Annotated in this window: 19 protein-coding genes; 7 read left to right on the top strand and 12 right to left on the bottom strand. The window is 62.8% G+C overall.

Annotated elements, in window-relative coordinates; translation table 11 throughout:
* Positions 1 to 174 (bottom strand): transposase (locus B5M41_RS25250; RefSeq protein WP_230640248.1); only part of this gene is annotated, 174 nt, incomplete at its 3' end.
* A gap of 18 nt (positions 175 to 192) precedes the next feature.
* On the opposite strand from B5M41_RS25250, the gene B5M41_RS27085 reads away from it, so the two are divergent.
* The 3 genes from B5M41_RS27085 to B5M41_RS25235 are packed head-to-tail and all read left to right on the top strand — an operon-like array spanning position 193 to position 2,282.
* Positions 193 to 384, top strand: a complete 192-nt coding sequence (locus tag B5M41_RS27085; protein WP_134651962.1) for a hypothetical protein — start codon at positions 193 to 195, stop codon at positions 382 to 384.
* 52 nt (positions 385 to 436) lie between these two features.
* The gene (locus B5M41_RS25240) at positions 437 to 1,489 is read left to right on the top strand and encodes a Dyp-type peroxidase (RefSeq protein ID WP_134651958.1); all 1,053 of its coding nucleotides are present in this window, start codon (positions 437 to 439) and stop codon (positions 1,487 to 1,489) included.
* Positions 1,482 to 2,282, top strand: a complete 801-nt coding sequence (locus tag B5M41_RS25235; RefSeq protein WP_134651956.1) for a family 1 encapsulin nanocompartment shell protein — start codon at positions 1,482 to 1,484, stop codon at positions 2,280 to 2,282. Before B5M41_RS25240 ends, B5M41_RS25235 begins: the two co-directional genes overlap by 8 nt.
* A gap of 157 nt (positions 2,283 to 2,439) precedes the next feature.
* Here B5M41_RS25235 and B5M41_RS25230 read toward each other — a convergent pair whose 3' ends face one another.
* From B5M41_RS25230 to B5M41_RS25180, 11 genes are all read right to left on the bottom strand, one after another.
* Positions 2,440 to 3,804 carry a M24 family metallopeptidase gene (locus B5M41_RS25230; protein WP_134651954.1) on the bottom strand — a complete coding sequence of 455 codons (1,365 nt, stop codon included), beginning with the start codon at positions 3,802 to 3,804 and terminating at the stop codon, positions 2,440 to 2,442.
* Positions 3,805 to 3,871: 67 nt separating this feature from the next.
* On the bottom strand, positions 3,872 to 4,945 hold the full coding sequence (locus tag B5M41_RS25225) for an ABC transporter ATP-binding protein (RefSeq protein ID WP_134651952.1): 1,074 nt from the start codon (positions 4,943 to 4,945) through the stop codon (positions 3,872 to 3,874).
* Between the two features lies 1 nt (position 4,946).
* Positions 4,947 to 5,963 (bottom strand): dimethylarginine dimethylaminohydrolase family protein, encoded by a 1,017-nt coding sequence (locus B5M41_RS25220; RefSeq protein WP_134651950.1) that lies wholly within the window; start codon positions 5,961 to 5,963, stop codon positions 4,947 to 4,949.
* Positions 5,964 to 6,003: 40 nt separating this feature from the next.
* On the bottom strand, positions 6,004 to 6,810 hold the full coding sequence (locus B5M41_RS25215; protein WP_134651948.1) for an ABC transporter permease: 807 nt from the start codon (positions 6,808 to 6,810) through the stop codon (positions 6,004 to 6,006).
* Positions 6,807 to 7,646 carry an ABC transporter permease gene (locus B5M41_RS25210; protein ID WP_134651946.1) on the bottom strand — a complete coding sequence of 280 codons (840 nt, stop codon included), beginning with the start codon at positions 7,644 to 7,646 and terminating at the stop codon, positions 6,807 to 6,809. Before B5M41_RS25210 ends, B5M41_RS25215 begins: the two co-directional genes overlap by 4 nt.
* Positions 7,647 to 7,704: 58 nt before the next feature.
* Positions 7,705 to 8,775, bottom strand: a complete 1,071-nt coding sequence (locus tag B5M41_RS25205) for an ABC transporter substrate-binding protein (protein WP_230640349.1) — start codon at positions 8,773 to 8,775, stop codon at positions 7,705 to 7,707.
* A gap of 123 nt (positions 8,776 to 8,898) precedes the next feature.
* The gene (locus B5M41_RS25200) at positions 8,899 to 9,924 is read right to left on the bottom strand and encodes a LacI family DNA-binding transcriptional regulator (protein ID WP_134651942.1); all 1,026 of its coding nucleotides are present in this window, start codon (positions 9,922 to 9,924) and stop codon (positions 8,899 to 8,901) included.
* A gap of 128 nt (positions 9,925 to 10,052) precedes the next feature.
* Positions 10,053 to 10,820 carry a GntR family transcriptional regulator gene (locus tag B5M41_RS25195; protein ID WP_134651940.1) on the bottom strand — a complete coding sequence of 256 codons (768 nt, stop codon included), beginning with the start codon at positions 10,818 to 10,820 and terminating at the stop codon, positions 10,053 to 10,055.
* Positions 10,821 to 10,842: 22 nt separating this feature from the next.
* A complete protein-coding gene (locus B5M41_RS25190; RefSeq protein ID WP_167719415.1) occupies positions 10,843 to 11,766 on the bottom strand; it encodes an NAD(P)-dependent oxidoreductase in 924 nt (307 codons plus the stop codon).
* Positions 11,767 to 11,779: 13 nt separating this feature from the next.
* A complete protein-coding gene (locus B5M41_RS25185; RefSeq protein WP_209020902.1) occupies positions 11,780 to 12,505 on the bottom strand; it encodes a class II aldolase/adducin family protein in 726 nt (241 codons plus the stop codon).
* A 208-nt stretch (positions 12,506 to 12,713) separates the two neighbouring features.
* Positions 12,714 to 13,724 carry a LacI family DNA-binding transcriptional regulator gene (locus B5M41_RS25180; protein WP_230640348.1) on the bottom strand — a complete coding sequence of 337 codons (1,011 nt, stop codon included), beginning with the start codon at positions 13,722 to 13,724 and terminating at the stop codon, positions 12,714 to 12,716.
* Between the two features lie 181 nt (positions 13,725 to 13,905).
* Here B5M41_RS25180 and B5M41_RS25175 point away from each other — a divergent pair, with 181 nt between their 5' ends.
* The 4 genes from B5M41_RS25175 to B5M41_RS25160 are packed head-to-tail and all read left to right on the top strand — an operon-like array spanning position 13,906 to position 20,154.
* A complete protein-coding gene (locus tag B5M41_RS25175) occupies positions 13,906 to 15,003 on the top strand; it encodes an ABC transporter ATP-binding protein (protein ID WP_134651934.1) in 1,098 nt (365 codons plus the stop codon).
* Positions 15,004 to 15,019: 16 nt separating this feature from the next.
* Positions 15,020 to 17,077: a hydantoinase/oxoprolinase family protein gene (locus tag B5M41_RS25170; RefSeq protein WP_134651932.1), complete on the top strand. Its 2,058-nt coding sequence runs from the start codon at positions 15,020 to 15,022 to the stop codon at positions 17,075 to 17,077.
* Positions 17,074 to 19,053 (top strand): hydantoinase B/oxoprolinase family protein, encoded by a 1,980-nt coding sequence (locus B5M41_RS25165; RefSeq protein WP_134651930.1) that lies wholly within the window; start codon positions 17,074 to 17,076, stop codon positions 19,051 to 19,053. The genes B5M41_RS25170 and B5M41_RS25165 overlap by 4 nt, the downstream gene beginning before the upstream one ends.
* 51 nt (positions 19,054 to 19,104) lie before the next feature.
* On the top strand, positions 19,105 to 20,154 hold the full coding sequence (locus B5M41_RS25160) for an extracellular solute-binding protein (protein WP_134651928.1): 1,050 nt from the start codon (positions 19,105 to 19,107) through the stop codon (positions 20,152 to 20,154).
* Positions 20,155 to 20,160: the final 6 nt, after the last annotated feature.

Genomic DNA, 20,160 nt, shown 5'->3' with positions numbered 1-20,160 from the left:
CCTGCGCCACCGATAAAGCAGATTGGGCGCGACGCCATGGCGGCGAGCGGTCGAAGATACCGTCTCGCCTGGTTCGAAACTCTGCTCAATGATCGTCAGCTTTTGCTCGGTTGTCCACCGCCTGCGGCGGACATCACCGGTCAGCAATTCAACGTGTCGATATGCGTTAGACATAAGCCTGTCCTCAAGCCTGTGCTTGAGCCTTTCTGCTTATGCCGACTGTCCGGTCGAAAGTGGGGGCAGTTCAGTGCCGGTGCGGGCCTGCCCGACATCGCCGATGCGAAGGACTGGATTTTCGATGGCACCGTGGAAAAAGACGCGCTACCGTCCGACGTGGTGAAAGCCATCGAGGCGAACGGTCACGCCTTCCGCGACATGGATTGAGCCGGCATTCCGCCGGCTTGCCGTCTTCCAGCCCTTGGCGAATGGATCCCGCATGGATGCAGTCCTTCCCTCCGTCCTCCCGCAGCCGGTCGCCGCGCGCCTGACAAAGGCGGCCATTTTCCTGGTCGTGACACTCCAACCCGGCCGCGAGGCCGAAAGCGCGGTGCGCAAGCTCTGCGCCGATCTCTCGGGTCTCCTGCGCGCCGTCGGCTTTCGCGATCTCGAAGGCGGGCTTTCCTGCGTGCTCGGCATCGGCTCGGATGCCTGGGACCGGCTGTTCGGTACGCCGCGACCCAGGGACCTGCATCCTTTCCGCGAAATCCGCGGCAAGCACCATGCCGTCGCCACGCCCGGCGACCTGCTCTTCCATATCCGCGCCACGCGCATGGATCTCTGCTTCGAACTCGCCACCCACATCATGAGCCGGCTGGGCGGCTTCGTCGCCACCGAGGATGAGGTGCACGGCTTCAGCTATTTCGACGACCGCGACCTGATCGGCTTCGTCGACGGCACGGAAAACCCGGTCGACGGCGCGGCTGTCGCAGCGACGATCATCGGCGCGGAAGATCCGGACTTCGCCGGCGGCAGCTATGTCATCGTGCAGAAATACCTGCATGATCTTCCGGCCTGGAACCGGGTGCCGGTCGCCGAGCAGGAGAGGATCATCGGCCGCGAAAAGCTCTCCGACATCGAACTCGACGAGGCGGCCAAGCCGAGCTACGCCCATAATGTCCTCACCTCCATCGAAGAGAACGGCGAGCCGCTGGAGATCCTGCGCGACAACATGCCTTTCGGCGATGTCGGCAAGGGCGAATTCGGAACCTACTTCATCGGTTATGCCCGCTCGCCGCACCGTATCGAGCGCATGCTGGACAACATGTTCATCGGCCTGCCGCCGGGCAATTACGACCGGCTGCTCGATTTCAGCCGGGCCGTGACGGGCACGCTGTTCTTCGTTCCCGCCGCGTCGTTCCTTGATGCGGTGGTGCCCGATGCCGGGCCCGCGCCTGCCGCGGCGGCGCCCCCGGCGACGGAACCAACGCCACCGCGCCGCGACGGATCGCTCGGCATCGGCTCTCTCAGGAAAGGGGTCTCCCATGAATAACCTGCACCGTGAACTCGCGCCCATTTCCGAGGCGGCCTGGGATGAAATCGAGGAGGAGGCGATCCGCACGCTGAAGCGTCATCTCGCCGCCCGGCGCGTCGTCGATATGGTCGGGCCGTCTGGACTTGGCCTGTCTGCGGTCGGCACGGGACATGTCGAGCCCATCACACCGCCGGGCGAAGGCATCCAGTCCTTGCGACGCGAGGTGAAGGCCCTGGTCGAGCTTCGGGTACCCTTCCAGCTTTCACGCAGTGCCATCGACGATGTGGAGCGTGGCGCGCTGGACAGCGACTGGAGCCCCGTCAAGGAGGCCGTGCGCAAGGTCGCTTTTGCAGAGGATCGCGCCGTGTTCGACGGCTATGCCGCTGCCGGCATAGAGGGGATTCGCGCGGCTGCGAGCAATCTGGCCGTGCCGCTGCCGCCGGGCGTAAAGCGCTATTCGGACGCCGTGGCACGGGCGGCCGGCCAGCTTCGGCTTGCGGGCGTGGAGGGCCCCTATGCGCTGGTTCTCGGCGCGGACGCCTATATGGCGGCGAGCGGTGGCAGCGACGACGGCTATCCGGTCTTCCACCATATTGAGCGGGTCGTCGATGGGGGCATCATCTGGGCGCCGGCCATCGAGGGTGGGCTTGTCCTCTCCCTGCGCGGCGGTGATTTCGAACTGACCGTCGGGCAGGATTTTTCCATCGGCTATCTCGGTCATTCCGCTACCACCGTCGACCTCTACGTGCAGGAGAGCTTTACGTTCCGCACGCTGACGACGGAAGCGGCCGTGGCGCTTTCGCCGGAGTGACAGGTCTCCAGTAGGCCGGCATGGCAGGAAAGGCCGACATCACGTCGTCATCGTCTGCCGGCGGGTTCGGTGGAGGCGGCGCGTCATCCCGATCCCGACGGTAAGAAGACGAGCCACGATGGCAGCCGATGGGGCTGCCGGAAGTTGGTCGGGGCGGTCAGTCGTTTGCCAGCAGCGTTGAGGGGCTCAGCCAGAATGGCGGCAGACTGAGCGGAATGTTGGACAGCAGCAGGATGTTATCGCGCACGTCGATGCCGAGTTGCGATTTGACATAGGTCTTGCGGGCTTCAAAGCGGGCCGCGATCTGCGGATACGCGGTTGTAAGTTCCGCGCGCAGGCCGGCATCGGCGAAGGTCACGGCGTCCTCGCAGTTCAGGCTCCAGCCGTTCGGCATCGGGACTGGAATGATGTCGACCTGGAAGGGCATGCCGGAGGCGATCTTTTCGGTTGAGCCCGGGCGGATCGGCGAATGCAGCCACTCGTCGTGGCCGGTGAGATGGCCGGGATTGAGCGCGGATTTCAGGTTGCCACGGGCGAGCGTCGACACGACCGCCTCATGAATGGCACCGCCCTCGATGCCGATATCCGCGGTTTCGTACCAAGCCATCAGACCGGCGAAATAGGCCTTGGTGACGGCAAGGAAGCGATCGTCATGGTCGGTCAGCAGGCCGGCGCGCGCGGTTAGTCCGCCCCAGAAGCTGACGGCGGTCGTGACCCCGTCACCGCGGCCGGGGACCCGGGCCGTCGGGCTGCGCAGCCCGATGACCGGGCCGGAGGCATCATTGGTGGCGAACATCGGATGGCAGTTCATCGCTTCGCCGGCATAGCCCATGCGGGCGGCGGCGGTCAGTTCGCTGTCACCGAGGGTGAAGCCGGACACGATCCGCCACACGGCTGCCGAAGCGCGCGTCGCGGCCCATTCGGCCTCTGCGATTTGGTCCACGTCGACCACGGCGCGCAGGCCGTTTTCCGGGTGCATCAGAACCGCTGTGGCATCCGTGAGGGAGCCGGCGGTGCCGATCACATGGGCGATGCAATCGACAATATAGGCTGGAACGAAGAAGCTCGGCTTGACGAGGTCCCATTCGGCAGTCTCGAAATATTTCCAGCCGGCAAGACCGATGCTGTCGCCGGGCCTGATCCCGGCTTCGGCGAGAACCGCGGCCAGGTTCGGCTTTTCGCTGCGGTCCTGGCCCATCAGGCTCAGCGACTGGCACAGCATGGTCTCCAGACCGGGAAGCGGCGATATCGCCGTATAGCCCTGGTTTTCATTGCCTGTCACGACGATCTTGCGGTCGTTTGGCCCGAGCAACAGCAAGGCTTCCTCGAAACGCGGCTCGAAGCCGGTGAGAAAACACATGTTGGCGAAATGCTCGCGGTCGGCATAGACCACCACCCAATCGGCACCCGATCGCTCCAGCGCGGTTTTGCAGCGCGCGACATAGGTGGCGACAGGGATCGCGGGACGCTCGAGCGGGATGCCGAAATCGGGAATGGTCACGGGTTTCAAGGTAATCGTCATGATTTACTCTTCCATCTTTGCTTGCATTCGGAGATGCGACCGGGCCTTCCGGCCCCCCGCCGCCGCTTCATATGTCTGGTGGCAGAAAGCCGATGGCTTCCGGTTTGACGGCGCAACGGAGGACGGCGCCGGGACGGATGTCGACTGCGAAGTGCATGGGAACCTGCAGGGTCAGTTCCTGGCCGTCGGTGGTGGTGACGGTCAGCTTTTCGGCCGAACCGACGAAGGAAATGTCGACGACGGTGGCGTCGAAACGGATGGTCGCGGCGGCGTCCGGGTCTCCGACGGCGATGTCCTCGGGCCTGACCCATCCGATGACCTCGCCCTCCTTGCCATGGACGGCAGGATTGAAACGTGGCGGACGTGAACACGCGTTTCCGAAAAAAGTAAGCGTCCCATCTGCCGCCGCGTGGCGGGCCTTGAAGATGTTGTTGCCGCCGAGGAAGCCCGCGACGAACAGCGATTGGGGATTGGCGTAGATCTCGCGCGGCGCGCCGATCTGGACGATCCGCCCGGCATGAAAGACCGCGATGCGGTCCGACATGGCGTAGGCTTCCTCCTGGTCGTGGGTGACGAAGATGAAGGTGACGCCGGTTTCCTGATGCAGGCGTTTCAGCTCGCGCTGCATGCTTTCCCTGAGATTGCGGTCGAGTGCCGATAGTGGTTCGTCGAGCAGCAGGATGCGCGGTCCGTAGGCAAGCGCCCTTGCGATGGCCACCCGCTGTTGCTGGCCGCCGGAAAGCTGCTTCGGCTTGCGTGACGCGTAGTCGGTGAGGTCGACGAGGCGGAGCATTTCCTCCACCTTCGCCGCGATGCGCGCCTTGTCCCATTTCCGGACCTTCAGGGGAAAGGCGATGTTTTCAGCGACGCTCAGGTGGGGAAAGAGCGCATAGCCCTGAAACACCAGGCCGAAATCGCGGTCCTCGGGATCCATGAACGTGACGTCGTGCCCATCGACCACGATACCGCCTTCGTCCGGCCTGGTGAAGCCGGCGATCGACATCAAAAGGGTTGTCTTGCCCGACCCGGAGGGACCGAGAAGGGTCACGAACTCGCCCGCCTGGACCGTCAGGTCGACGCCGTCGAGAGCGACGGCGCTGCCATAGGTCTTGCGCAGCATTCTGATGTCGAGAAACGCCATGTCAGCCCGGATCCCTTGCGAGCGGGCCGGTCGAGCAATGAATGCCGCCGCCACCAAGTTCGACGCATTCGTAGTCGATCGTGAGCACCTCGATACCGGCCTTGTCGAGGCGCTCGGCCAGGCGTGGGGTCCGTGTCTCGTGCATGATGACCCGGCCGGGCGCGATTGCCAGGCAGTTGAGCGAGAAGGCGTTGTCCTCGGGCGGAAGCTCGATCAGCTTCATGCCGCGCTTGTTCAGGTATTCGATGAAGAAGTACGGCAGTTCGTTGATGTTGATGATCGCGGTCTCGTGGTCGATCATGTTGAACGAGCCGTCGATATGGATGCGGTAGCCCGGCATCGGCAGCTTGATCAACTCGATGCCGAGGCCGTTCAGGATGCGCTCGACCTGGCGGACACCTTCCTCGTTGCAGGCGACCGACAGCGCGCAGACGGCCGTCTTGTCGTCGATCAGGGCAAAGCCGCCGCCTTCGAACACGCCTTCGCCGTGGACGGTCCCGAGGATAGGGCAACCGACCTTCGCGAGTGCCTGGGTGACCGGCAGTTCTTCGCCGCGACGCACCTTGCGGGCGAGGCGGGTGACGATGGCGCCGCCTTTCACGCTGATGACGCTGTCGCGGCAATAGATCTGCTTCATGGCGCCGGGGGCCGCTTTGTCGACGAGGATCACATCGACGCCTTCGGAGCGCAGGAGTGCGGTGAAGCGATCATGGGCGGCCTGCATGGCGGGCAGGTCGGGCAGGGTCTTGCCCATCCAGTACCAGCCCTTTTCCGGATCGCCGAAGCCGCCCGTCTCGAGCATCGGCTTGTTCTCGACGATGTTCACTTCGTCCCCCGGACGATGCATGAGAACGGCGCGCAGCTTGCCGACATCATTGGAGCAACCCCAGGGGCGGCCCCATACACTGGTCTGTTCGGCCGGATCGGCGAAGCCGGGCGTCGGCACAGAACCGAAGGTCTGGAAGAACTTTGCTTCCTTGTATTCGTGTTCGCTCATGGAAGGTGTGTGGGCAGTCATGTCGTCATTGTCCTTTCTGGGTGGAGATGGATTTGGCGGTTCAGGACCGGTTGGGTGTGCGGCCGTCCCAGACCAGCATGCGGATGAGAAGGCCGACGATGGTGACGAGCAGCATGACGGCGGCGATCGCGGCGAGTGCGGGATCGACGGAATCGGCGATACTGGTCCAGATCTTGCGCGGCAGCGTCACGATCCGTCGGCTGGTGATGAAGAGGGTGACGGTGATCTCGTCCCAGGAGGTGATGAAGGCGAAAACAGCGCCGGCTGCGACGCCCGGCAAGATGTTCGGCAGGATCACCTTGGCGAACACAATTGGCGGGCGAGCGCCGAGCGAACGGGCGGCCTGGACCAGGCGGGGATCGAGATTGGCGAGCGAGGCGCCGATGGCGAGCACGGCGAGCGGCATCGACAGGATCATGTGCACCAGGGTCACGCCGATCCAAGTATCGAGCAGGTTGAAACGCGACCACAGCCTGACCATGCCCACGGCATAGATGATCGGCGGCACGATCAGCGGGGAGAGCAGGATCAGCCGCATCGCCGTCGGCCAGCGCCCGGCATGGACCCAGGCTCCGATGGCGAAGGCGGCCGCAAGCGCCGTGGCGAGCAGACTGGAGGCGATGGCGATGCCGATACTGGTGATCATGCTGGGCAGCCAGCCGGCGCGCCAGTTGAGGAGCGAGGCGAAATGCTGCAGCGAAAGCGACTGGTCCGGCAGCGACAGGTATTCCCTGTCGGTCAGCGAGACGGGGATTACCACGAGGATCGGCAGGAACAGGAAGGCAAGCAGCAGCCAGGCGGCGATGCGGGGCAGCAGGCGTTGCAGGAGGATCCATCCGGGCATCATTTCTGCGACCCCCCGAAGGCGCTGCGGAAGGCGGGATGGCGCATCGCAAGGGCGACGAGGCCAGCCACGACCAGAAGCATCGATGTGGAAAGGGCGGTCGCCACGCCCCAGCGAAGGGTGCCGGAGATCTGCACCGATATGTATTCGGCGATCATCAGCACACGTCCGGCGCCGAGGATGGCGGGCGTCACCAGGAAGCCAAAAGAGAAGATGACGATGAAGAGCGTGGTGATGGCCAGGCCCGGCATGGAGAGTGGCAGCCAGACACGCCAGAAGATGGTGAAGGGGCGCGCACCGAGCGAACGGGCGGCCTGGATGATGCGGCCGTCGATGTCGGTCAGGTTTGCGTAGAGCAGCAGGATGGCAAACGGCATCATGTAATGCACCATGCCGATGATCACGCCGAGCTGGTTGTAGATGAGTTCCAGCGGCTCGCTGATCAGGCCCGCCTCGCCGAGGGCGGAGTTGAGCACACCGTTGCGCCTGAGGATCGTGATCCAGGAAAAGGCCCTGACCAGCACCGAGATCCAGAAGGGCAGCATCACCAGGAACATGGCGAAGCGACGGACGCCGGGGCGCATCTGCACGAGCGCGAAGGCGACGATGTAGCTGAAGACGATCGTCAGCACCGTCGTCATCGCCGAGACGACGAGCGTCGTTCTCACCACGCGGCCGATGGCGGCATTCTGGAAGAGCGCTATGTAGTTGCCCAGGCCGAAGCTCGGTTCCGTGACGCTCAGCGCAAGGACCTGCAGGATCGGGAGGACGTAGAAACAGATTGCCAAGGCACCCGCAGGTACCGTCAGGGCAATGGCCCAACGCCGGAAATTGGTCACGACGATCACCGTCTACCGGCAGCCACCGGCCAGGAAAGGCCGGCGGCTGCGTTGGAGGTTAGCGGGAAATGAAGTCGAGGAAGCGGTTCTGCAGCTCGGCTTCGTTCTCTGCGTAGTATTCGGCCATCACGCGCAGGCCGGTCTTGGCGTTTTCCGGCGCGAGTGGATAGACGGCCTTGTCTTCCTCGGTCATCATATCGAGCGCCTTCGGGTTCGACGGACCGTTGCCCATCAGGCGCAGAAGCACGATCTGGCCTTCCGGCCGAAGCGAGGAATTGATGAAGTCATAGACCTTCTTGCCGGCCGGATTGCCCTTCGGCACTGACCAGGCGGAGGAGAACAACAGGTTCTCGTTCCAGGTCCAGGTGAGGTCCGGGTTTTCCTTGCGCAGAAGATTGGCCCGGGTGTGCCAGATGTTGCCCATCACCACTTCGCCGTCGCGGAAGAGCTGCTGGCTTTGCGCGCCGGATTCCCAGAAGATGATTTCAGGCAGGAGCGGCTCCAGTTTCTTGAAGGCGCGGTCGACATCGAGCGGATACATTTCCTCGGGCTTGACGCCATCGGCGAGCAGGACTGATTCCAGCTGGCCCTGGATCCATTTGCACATCGTGCGCTTGCCGGGAAACTTGGCGGTGTCGAAGAAATCCGCCCAGCCCGCCGGTGTCTGGCTGCCGGTCTTCTTGGCATCATAGGCGAGCACATTGGCGAAGGTGTAGTTGCAGATGCCGAATTCGGCGGCCATGCCGTCGCCGACCAGCGACTTGTCGACGATCGAATAGTCGATCGGTTCGACGAAGCCGCCGGCACCGAGCGTCGCCGCGTCCACCATGCCGCCGTCGGTGGCGTCCCAGGTGACGTTCTTGGATTCGACCATTGCGCGGATCGCACCGGTGGAGGGACCTGCGCCATCTATGACGACCTCGATGCCGCTCTTTTCCTTGAAGGGGTCGCCATAGGCCTTCTGGAAGGCTTCGAGCGCTGCGCCGCCCCAATTGCAGACGACGATTTCGGAGGTTTCCGCGGCCGCACGGCCGGGCTTGAATGTTGCGGCGAGGCCAAGGCCCGCCAAAGCGGTCATGAATGCACGGCGGTCGATCTTGCCGGACGTGAACTTGTCCAGGGCGATCATGGCTGAGTCTTGGCTGAAGCGATTTACCGACATTAGAGTATTCCCCTTTTGATTGTTCGATCGGTCACTGCTTCTCCTCCCGGCGGCCGGAATTGCTCCCGGGCGCCAATTTCCAATGTCGCCTTAGCCTCCTCGCTTTGATGGCGGACACACCGATTTGCGAACCACCAGCTCGACTGCGATGCGCTGGATGGCCGTTTCGGATTTTTCTCCCCGGATCAGGCCGAGGAGCATGTTGATGCCGCGCCGACCGAAGTCCTCCGGTGATTGCCTGACGGTGGTCAGCGGCGGATCGAGCAGTTCGGCGTGCAAAATGTCATCGAAGCTGACGAGCGACACATCGTCAGGAATGCGGATACCGCGCTGGCGGGCGAGCTTGATCGCGCCGATGGCGAGCATGTCGGCAAAGGCGAAGACGGCGGTCGGCGGATCGGCCATGCCCATGAGCGCTTCGAAAGCCTCGGAGCCTGCGCTCTCGTCGTAGGAGACCTTGAAAACCAGGGCGGGATCGACCTCGATGCCGGCCGCCTCCATGGTTTCGTGGTATCCGGCCAGCCGCTCGATGGTGCTGAGCAGCCCCTCGGGGCCGGCGATGACGGCGATGCGGCGATGACCAGCCGCGATCAGATGCTCGATCGCGAGCCTGGCGCCACGCACGTTCTCGGCAAACAGGCGGGGTGCCCGCGCGCCGGGCACGTCCTCGTCGATCAGCACCACGTTGCCGCTCTGGTTGATCTTGCGGACCAGCGGCCCTTCGTCCGAATGGTTGGTCATCAGCAACACACCATCGACCTGGCGATCATCGATGCGCGCAAGGAAGGCAATCTCGTTGTCGACGATGTTGCGGCTGTTGAACATCAGCAGACTGTAACCATTGGCCGCCGCTTCCGCCTCGGAGGCGCTGGCAATCGCCGCAAACAGCGGATAGGCGATGTCGGACGTGATGAAACCAAGCGTCTCGCTCTTGCCGTGGGTGAGCCGGCGGGCAAGTGCGTTGGGGCGATAGCTTAGATTCTTCACCGTCTGCTCGATGCGCTTTGCTGTCGGTTCTGGCAGGGAGATCCGGCCATTCAGATGACGCGAGACGGTGCTGACCGACACACCGGCAGCAGTCGCGACATCTCGAATTGTTATTTTTCTCGTCGTCATCAGGAAATATCCCAAGCTGAGAACCCTACAAAACCGGTTTACTAAACCGGTTGCGTAAACGGCAAAATGGTTGACCGTTGGGAGGTCCGATGTTGGCGAAAATCGCCTTAAAGTCGCGGCCGATGCCGTCACGGGCGTATCTCCGGTGATTGGAAGTAGTGCCCGTTCTCTTCGCGCAGATCGTTCTGATCGAGATCGATGCTGCCGACATGCGCGGTCATCAGGTCCGCAGCCGTTGAGTAATCGCCGCTGCGGATGGAAGCGACGATGCCGCGATGCTCTTTGAGGATCGCCTCGACATGATCGGGGCGCAGGCCGACGAGAAACTGCACGCGGATCATATCGGCGACGATGTGCTGGCAGGCGGTCCATGCCCTCGCCATGCCGAAGGCGGACATGAGCGTGGAGTGAAACTCCATGTCGGCGCGGTGCAGAGCCACCATGTCGTTGTCTTCGCGCGCGCGCTCCTGTCGCCGGATCAGCATGTCGAGTTCGTCGAGAACGGTGATCGGCGGAATCGTCCGGGATCGCGCGATCACCGCGCTTTCCAGTGTCGAACGAATGAACGTGGCCTCGTTCACCCGAGCCATATCGATGAGCGAAACGCGCGTTCCCTTCTGCGGGGAAATCTCGATCAGGCCCTCTTCGAACAAGCGGGCGAAGGCTTCCCGCACGGGTGTGCGGCTAATGCCGAGTGCCTGCGCGACGTCGGTCTCGGACAGTCCCTCACCGGGCTTGATGCGGGTGGTCACGATCGCCTCGCGCAACTCGACAAGCGTCTTCGCCGAAATCGTGTTTCGGCGTTGGGTGGTGTCGCTACTGGCAAGGGAACTGAGTTTGAGCATGGGCTGTATACTGGCATTCAGGTGAGAGGAGTCAATGTTATTCTTGAGCATGGCGGCCGGGCCGGTGGGATCGTTACGGCCGGACGAGCTGGGGTGGCGGCGTCCCGCTGGCCAGGGCGACGAGGCAGAGAGCGAGTGATTGCGCGCCACCTTCAGGCGTGGGGATACCGGCAATGTGCGGCGTTATGCGGATCCTTGGATGCCGCCAGAAGACATGATCCGAAGGCGGCGGCTCCTGTTCGAAAACGTCCAGCCATGCGCAGCCGACCTGCCCGCTGGCAAGCGCCTGCAGAAGATCGCCCTGATCCAGGTGGCCGCCGCGCCCGAGATTGACGACATAGGCGCCACGGGCCAGCATTGAGAAAAGCGGCGCGGACAAGATGCCGGTGGTTTCGGCTGTCAGCGGCAACAGGTTGACGAGGAGGTCGGCACCGTCGGCCGCTTGTGCCAGTCGATCGAAGCCTGAGACAACCTCGATGCCGGGACAGGACGCATCGGCTCTCGTCCAGCCGCGAACGTCGAAGCCAAGTAACGCAAGACCGGTCGCCACCCGGCGACCGATTGGTCCGAGGCCCAGCACGGTCACCTTGAGTTCCTCCCGCCGCTGCCGCGGCGCATCAGCGCCACGCCAATGCCCGACCTGCTGATCCTCATGACGCGTCATGTCGTCCATCAGTTTCGCAAAGGTGACATGCGCGACGTAGTCCAGAATCTGCCCTGCTTGTTCTTCATCCACCAGGCGGGCGATCGGCACGTTGCCGGGAATCCGGGAGTCGGCCAAAAGATGGTCGGCGCCGGCTCCGAAACAGAAGACGAGCGACAGGCTCTTCGGCAGTGGGCCGAATTCCTCCGGCAGCCGCCAGGCAAGAAGCACGTCATAGTCCCCGTCGTCGGGCATTTGCGGCCAGCGATAGGTTATCGCGCCGGGGTGGCGTGTCCGCAACGCGGCGTCGAAGACGTCGTTGCAGGCAAGGGGATCGGTCAGGAGAATACGCATGGCGGGCATCCGCTCAGGCGGCGATCGGCACCAGCCGGCGAAGGGCCAGCCATTCCAGTTCTGCGGCACCATCCGGGTCGGCGTCGTACTGTGCGGCGGTCTTGTCCTGCACCTCCTTGGGTGGAAGCACGAGCTTCTGCCCGCTCGCCTGGGCGGCCAGCTGAATGCGGCAGGCCTGTTCGAGATTGTACATCAGCGAGAAGGCCTCGCCGATGGTGCGACCGACGGTCAGCAAACCGTGATTGCGCAGGATCATGGCGCGCTTGTCACCAAGATCGGCAACGAGGCGGACCTGTTCCTCCTTGTCGAGGGCGATGCCCTCGAATGAATGGTAGGCAAGCTGGCCGTGGAAGAGCAGCGCTGTCTGGTTGAGCGGCAGCAGGCCCTCTTCGAGGCAACTCACCGCGACACCGGCCGGCGTATGCGTGTGCACGACGCAGGCGGCATCAGGTCGGGCGGCGTGGACAGCCGTGTGTATGACGATGCCGGCCGTGTTGATCGGCACCTGGGGACCGCGAACCAGATTTCCATCGTGATCGATCACGGCCAGCGATTCCGGTGTCACTTCGCGAAAGAGATCCCCGTAGCGGTTGATCAACAACTTGTCCGGCTCAGCTGGCAGACGCGCCGATACATGCGTGTGGATGATGTCGTCCATGCCGAAATAGGCGATCAGCCGATAGACGGCGGCCAGATCCTCGCGGGTGGCATATTCGGAAATGCTGATCTCTGCGTTCACATCCAACCCCCTTTGACGTCTAGCATACTTGTATACAAGATGGGCTGTGCGTCAATCGAATTCTGATGCGGATTTGCGGCGCCGCATTCTTCTGCATGCCGTTCGAGGAGGATGGCGGGCCGAAGCGGCCGGACGCCGTTTGTTTTTAGCAATTTGTCCAGCGTGCAGGTGGGCGCCGGTTACAATCCGCTCGATGCGAAAAGCATTTCTAAGTGCTCGCTCGCTCGACGATGTGGAAGCCGGTGTCGACCGTCACTTGCTGCCGCGTGTTGCCGTTCGCTCGCTCGATGATCAGCGACATCGCATTTTGTCCCATCTCGTAGGCGTGAGGATGGACACTGGTGATGCCCGGGGTGATCTCCGAGGCTATTTCATAGTCGCCCCATCCCGCCACGGCCAGCCGTTCCGGGACTTTCCAGCCTCGCCTTCCGCATTCGAAAAGGACGCCGGCGGCCACGATATCCGTCGGGCAGATGATCGCGTCGAGTTCAGGGTCGATGCTGCAAAGGCCTTCCAGGGCTTTCGGACCCGCTCCGAAACCGTGAGCCTGATCGATCAGAAAGATCCGGTGGCTGCTGAGGCCAGCCTGCTCGACGCATTGTATGAAGGCAGGCAGCCGTTCGGTGAAGCGGTGCGAGACATCGCCTTCGTATCCGACGAAACCGATCCTGGTATAGCCTTGTACGATAAGAAGTTCGACGATGGCGCGGGTTGCATCGATCGTGGAGTATCCAACAGCCATGTCAAACGGGTTCCGGTGCACCCAGGCTTCGACAACCGGCACACCTGTCTTTTTCAGCAGGGTTCGCGCGCTGTCCTCGTGTTCATCGCCGACCAGCGCGATACCTGCAACGCGGAGTCCGATGAGAGTGCGGATTGCCGCAGCCTCCTGTTCCAAACTGTCCGCCAGCTTCAAGATGAGCTGGTACCCGTTGTCGGCGACGTGCTCCTGCATGCCGCGGACATAATTATAGAAGCTCGAATTCTTGATCGAGGGGATGACGGCGCCTATGACGCGGCTCTGGCCTGACGCTAGGTTGCCGGCGGCGTGGTTCGGGACGTAGCCCAGTTCGGCAGCAATCTGCAGCACGCGCTCGCGTGTTTCCTCGTGAACCCGCTGCGGATAGCGGAAGCTGTTTGAAACCGTCATCGGCGATACACCGGCCGCCACCGCGACCGATTGCATGGTGACTGTTCCATCTGGACGAAGCTTCGTCATGCTGCAAACCCTAGTCGATTTTACGGCGCGCTGATTACTGAATACGCAGTGCTTCAAATGTCGCCGAAGAGAGAAAAGCAATCCTTGACAGGAAATGCTTGCAGAATATTGTAGCGCTACAAATTGAATTTGAACATGTCGTCAACGGCCTTGTTTACGGATAAAGACGTAGGAACTTTTCATGACAGTAGTCGGAGCCCGGCTCAACAAGGGACTGGTGCTGACTGGAATCCATAAATCCTATGGCAAGGTCGCGGCTGTCAAGAATTTGGACTTGCATGTCGATGACGGCGAACTCGTCGCATTGCTCGGCCCGTCCGGCTGCGGCAAGACGACGACGCTGCGCATGGTGGCAGGGTTCGAGACCCCGGATGCCGGAACGATTGAGATCGACGGCGAGGAAATCTCGGCACTGCCGCCGCACAAGCGTCGTCTCGGCATGGTCTTTCAGAACTACAGCCTTTTCCCGCACCGGACGGTTGCCGAAAACATCGGCTTCGGCTTGCGCATGGCCGGGATGGCGAAATCCGCCCGTGATGCGAAGATCAATGAAATGCTGGACCTCGTACAGCTGCAAGGCAGGGGTGATGTCTACCCGTCTAAGCTCTCGGGCGGCCAGCAGCAGCGTGTCGCGCTGGCGCGTTCGCTTGTCGTCAATCCCAAGGTCCTGCTGCTTGACGAGCCGCTGGGTGCGCTCGACAAGTCGTTGCGTGAGAGCATGCAGTTCGAAATCCGGGGCATGCAGCGGCGCCTCGGCATCACAGCTCTTCTCGTGACACATGACCAGGAAGAGGCCATGTCGATGGCCGACAAGGTCGCCGTCATGAACGGTGGGCGAATCCTGCAGATCGGCGCTCCGGCCGATATCTACGATCGGCCGAAAAGCCGCTTCGTGGCGGAGTTTCTCGGAGCCTCGAACATATATGAAGGCCATGTCAGCGATGACGGCGGAAGCCTCGTTACGCCCGGTCCGCAGGGGCCGGTAAGGCTGCATCTGCCCGAAGCGCAGAAGGCCGGTCAGTCTCTGCTTCTCTCGGTTCGCCCGGAGCGCATGGTGCTGACGCTCGGCGAGGCATCGGCCGGCCTTGCCGCGCGTGTCGTCGGCGCGGTGTTTCGCGGAAATTATGCTGCCTACCAGGTCGAAGTGCCGGCGCTCGGTCGGGAACTCTTCGTTTACCGGCAGGCCGATGGACCGCTCGGCTCCACCACCTATCATCTCGGCCAGGTCGTGACGCTCGACTGGGCGGCGCAGGACGGCGTCATCGTGAGCGCGGAGTAAATTGGAAGTGACGATCATGCAGAAAAGCGGTGCGCGCATCGGGATCGACGTCGGCGGGACGTTTACCGATTTTGTCCTGTCCAACCCGAATGATGGCAGCCTGACCTATTACAAGGAGCCGTCGACGCCGGACGAGCCGTCCCGTGCGCTGATCGAAGGCCTGCAGTCGCTGCTGAAGAAGGCGGGCATGACGTCCAGTGATGTCGGCACTTTGATGCACGGCACGACGATCGGGCTCAACGCGATCATTCAGCGCCGGGGGGCCACCATCGCACTCGTGGTCAGCAAGGGTTATCGCGATATTCTCGAAATCGCCCGTAGCCGCATGCCGTCTTCCTTCGATTTTCATGCCAGTAAGGAAGAGCCGCTCGTTCCTCGCCTGCGGATCTTGGAGATTGATGCCCGTCTTTCTGCGTCTGGCGCGGTCAGCAAGGCCGCCGATGATGCCGAGCTTGATCGCGTTGCTGCCGAACTGAAGGCGCTTGGCGTGGATGCAGCCGCTCTCGTTCTGATCAACGGCTACACGACGCCTTCGGTCGAAATCGACATGGCCCAAAAGCTTTCCGAAAAGGCAGGCGGTCTCTCCATCACGTCCGCTGCAGCGATCTGGCCGGAAATCCGGGAATACGAGCGTACGCTGGTCGCCTGCCTCAATGCCTATATCCAGCCGCTGATGCAGCGTTATTTCGCCGGCCTTAAAAAAGGGCTGGAGCGGGATGGCGTCGTGGCGCCGATCCTGGTCACGGCGTCGAACGGCGGTTCGCTCAGCCTTGTTTCGGCCCATGAACGGCCGGTCGAAACCATTCTCTCCGGCCCGGCCTCCGGCGTCATGGCGGCGGCGCGTCTGGCGGAGGCCGCGGACGTGAAGTCTATCATCACCTTCGATATGGGCGGCACGTCTTCAGATATCGCGGTGGCTCAGGCAGGCTCCGCGGAGCTCGCGACCCGGACCGATATTGGTGGCCTGCCATTGGTCTTGCCGGTCGTCGATGTTTCGGCCATCGGCGCCGGTGGCGGCTCGATCGTCTGGGTCGATGCGCACGGCCTGCTGAAGGTTGGCCCGCAAAGCGCCGGTGCCATGCCGGGCCCCGTTTCATACGGTCGTGGCGGCAAGGAGCCGGCAGTTACCGATTGCTATCTGACGCTCGGTTACATCGACCCGGCCGGCTTCCTCGGTGGCCGCATGAAGCTCGACGTTGACGCGGCACGCAAGGCACTGGCCGAAGTGGGTGCGCGGATCGGCCTGACCGGCGACGATGGTGCAGCACTGGCCGCCGAAGGTGCGCTTGCCGTTACCACCGCAGGCATGGCGACAGAGCTCTATAAGACGCTGGCCTCTCGCGGTCTCGATCCAGCGGCTTTCGCGCTGGTTCCGTTCGGCGGCGCTGGGCCGACGCATGCCAATCTTCTTGCCGCGGAAGCTGGTATCGGTCGCGTTGTCATCCCGCCGGCTGCCGGCACGTTCTGCGCTCTCGGCGCTGCCGCTGCCGATCTGCGTCGCGATTTCGTGCGCAGCATCCGCCGTTCCGTCGACGACAAGACTGCGGCGCTGATGCTGGATGTCATGAAGGAACTGGAAGACGAAGGCAGCGCGTGGCTCGACCGCGAAGGCGAGACGAGCCAGACCCGCCGTTTCGAGCGCGGCGCCGACATGCGTTACGCCGGCCAGGCCTATGAACTGCGTGTAAAGCTCGATGAGAATTGCCGCGACGCTGCATCGATTGCCGAAGCTTTCCATCTGGAACACGAACGCATATACGGCTTTCGCGATACGGATACGGACGTCGAGCTCGGCACCGTGCGCCTCGCCGTCGTCGGCGTTACGGAAAATATCAGCCAGCCGGAAATCGCGGCCGGCAGCGGTAAGCCTGCATGCAAAGGCGAGCGGCCAATCTTCCGTTTCGGCAAATGGGTGTCGGCCGGCGTTTATGACCGTAGCGCGCTTGGTGCCGGTGACCAGATCGCCGGTCCTGCGATCATCGAACAGGACGATACGACGACGGTGCTTCTGCCCGGCTGGTCGGCCCGCGCCGACGCCCTTGGTAACCTTCACCTCGAAAGAACTGTGCAATGAAGCTTGATCCCGTCACGCTCGCCATTCTCGGCAACAAGCTCGCCGCCGTCAGCGAGGAAATGTGCCTGACGCTGCAGCGCACCGGCCGCACGCTCTATGTCAAGGAAACGGCCGATTTCGCCTGCGCGCTTGCTGGTCTGGATGGCCGCTTCTTTGCCTATCCCCGCTCGATCGGTGTTTCCGGCTTCGTTGGTCTAGAATGCGGGCCGGCCATTGCGGCGGTCGGCACGCTCGAGCCGGGCGATGTCATCCTCACCAACGATCCCTATCGTTCGGAAGGTCTGGCGACCCATCTGCCTGACCTGCACATGATCGAGCCATATTTCCATAACGGCAAGATCGTCGCCTATGGCTGGTGCTTTGTGCATTGCTCGGATGTCGGCGGCCGCGTGCCGTCCAGCATCTCGCCGGTCAATACGGAAATCTTCCAGGAAGGCCTGCGCATTCCGCCGGTCAAGCTGATGAAGAAGGGGGAGATGAACCCCGACGTCGCGCTTTTCCTCAATGCCAACAGCCGTACGCCCGATGCCAATATGGGCGATATCCGCGCGATGCTCGCAGCCCTTGCAGCGGGCCGACGCCGGCTGGAGCAGACGATTTCGCAGCATGGCGCCGAAACGGTTTCGGCTGCGGCCGTCGATCTGGTCGCCTATTCCGCCGAAAAGGCACGCACGGTGTTGAAGCGCGTTCCGGCTGGCACTTACAGCTTTGACGACTACCTCGACGACGATGCCGCAACCCGCCTGCCGGTTCGTGTCGCGGTTAGCGCGACTTTTGCCGATGGCGAGGTGCATCTCGATTTCACCGGCACCGACCCGCAGGTGTCCACCGCGATGAACATTCCTTCGCGTGGTCGCCCGCATGCCTGGCTGACGCTGCGCGTTCTGGCGCTGGTCAATACGCTTGATCCGACGACGCCGCTCAATGTCGGCATGCTGGCACCCGTGAAGATAACCGCCCCCGAGGGCAGCCTCGTCAATCCGCAGGAACCGGCGGCCGTCGGTGTCCGCCATGCAGCGGCGATCCGCGTCAACGACGTTCTGAACGGCGCCTTCGGCAAGGCTCTTCCGGATGTCATGCCGGCGGCATCTTCCGGTACGGTCATTCCGGTCGTGATGGCGGAGCCGGATGGCCATGGTGGTCGTCGCGTGCAGGTTATCGAGCCGATGATCGGCGGCACCGGCGCCCGCAAGGGCCGCGACGGCATCGATGGTCGCGACAGCGGCATCTCCAACCTCGCCAACAATCCGGTCGAGACGGTGGAAGCCGAGCTTGGCATCGAGATCACCACCTATGCGCTGCGTCCCAATTCAGGCGGTGCCGGCCAGTGGCGCGGCGGGTGTGGCATGGAACTGACGTTCCGGGTACTGACCGACGATAGCAACGTTCTCGGCCGCGGCCTCGAGCGGCTGCTGTTCCGCCCCTGGGGTTCGAATGGCGGAAGGCCCGGCATGCCGGGACAGCTCATTCTCAACCGAGGTACGGAGCGGGAAAAGCATCTCGGCAAGATCGACGTCCTGACTGTCAATTCAGGCGACACGGTCACCTTCCTGACGCCCGGCGCCGGCGGCTGGGGTCATCCCGCCGCCCGTGATCCGCAGGCGGTGCTGCAGGATGTCGCTAATGGGTTCGTGACCATCGAGGCCGCCGCCAGCGATTATGGTGTCGCGATCGTCGATGGCGTCGTGGATGCTGTCAAGACCGAAAGCCTGCGCAAGGGTATGGTGGCCAGCACCGCCGTGAATGGTCAGGGTGTCGAGCGTGAGCGCTGGGATCAGGCCTTTCCGGCCAGCGTGATGGACGGTCTCAACCGCTCGCTGGTGGCTCTTCCCGGTTCAGTGCGCCAGCGCCGCCGCCGTGAAATCTTCGATGCCGTGCTTGCGGAACTGCCGGAAGGATTTCCGCGCGTCGCGGCCACGCAGACCGCCGTTAACGCTGCGCGTCAGCGTCTTGAGGCCGCCGCCGGTAGCCTTTGATACGCATGACCCAAAAGCCCAACCACCTCGTTTCAGCTTTGGAGAACCGTGATGACCATAATCAAGAGAAGACATTTCCTCGGTGGTAGCGCCATGATCGGCGCCGGCCTCCTCGCCGGGGGCTTGCCGCGACTGGCGAATGCGCAGTCGGCCGAAATCACCGTGACGGCCTTTGGCGGCGTCTGGGAAGAGGCAGTCCGCACCTGTTTCGTAGCCCCCTTCGAAGCCAAGACGAAGGCGAAGGCAAACGTCTCCCTCGGCGGCCCCCCGCAGTGGCTGGCGCAGGTCGAGGCAAATCAGGCAAAGCCGCCAGTCGACGTGCTGATCATGACGCCGGACCTGGCGCTGACGGCTGCCAAGGCCGGTCTGGTGGAGGACTTTGCCGTCGACAAGATCCCGAACCTCTCCAAGATACCCACCGAACTGACTGACAGCGTCATGGGCAAGGGCACGCTGTTCGACTACGGCGTCGGTGGCATCACCTTCCACAAGGAACGCGTCACGAACCCGCCGAAGTCGTTTGCGGAATTCGTCGATCGCGTTTCCAAGGGCGAGTTCGTTGCCTCCGTCCCGTCCATCTCTTATGCGGTCACCCCGATCATGCTGATCTGGGCCATGGCCAGGGCGCTCGGTGGCGGTGTCGACAATGTCGATCCGTTCTTCGAGGCCATGGCCAAGATGAAGGACAATCTGGTGTTCTGGGGCGGTCCGAATGACTTCTTCAACCACCTCTCGTCCGGCGAAGCTGACGTCGGCATCTATTTCGACGGCCGCACCTGGAATCACTATGACAGCGGGGCAACCTGGATCGACTTCATCAATCCGGAGGAGGGTGGTTCGCTGAACGGCGTCGCAGTGCAAAAGCCGAAGAACGCCAATCCACTCGCCTGGGACTACATCAACGAAGTTCTCGACGCGCAGAACCAGACCAAATTCGCTGATATCATGAACTACGGCGTTACCAATACCGACGTTGTCTACAGTGACAAGCTGAAGCCGCGCATCACGCCGTGGCAGAACACCGCCTTCCCGCCCTATGAGCAGATCGCTCTGGTGCGCAACGAATGGGTCGATCGCTGGAACCGTGAAATCGGCCGCTAACCTACA

It is taken from the genome of Shinella sumterensis, from assembly GCF_004514425.2.
Lineage (GTDB): Bacteria > Pseudomonadota > Alphaproteobacteria > Rhizobiales > Rhizobiaceae > Shinella > Shinella sumterensis.
Note: the sequence above shows the minus strand (reverse complement) of the source record. Positions and strands in the feature narration are given on the sequence as shown.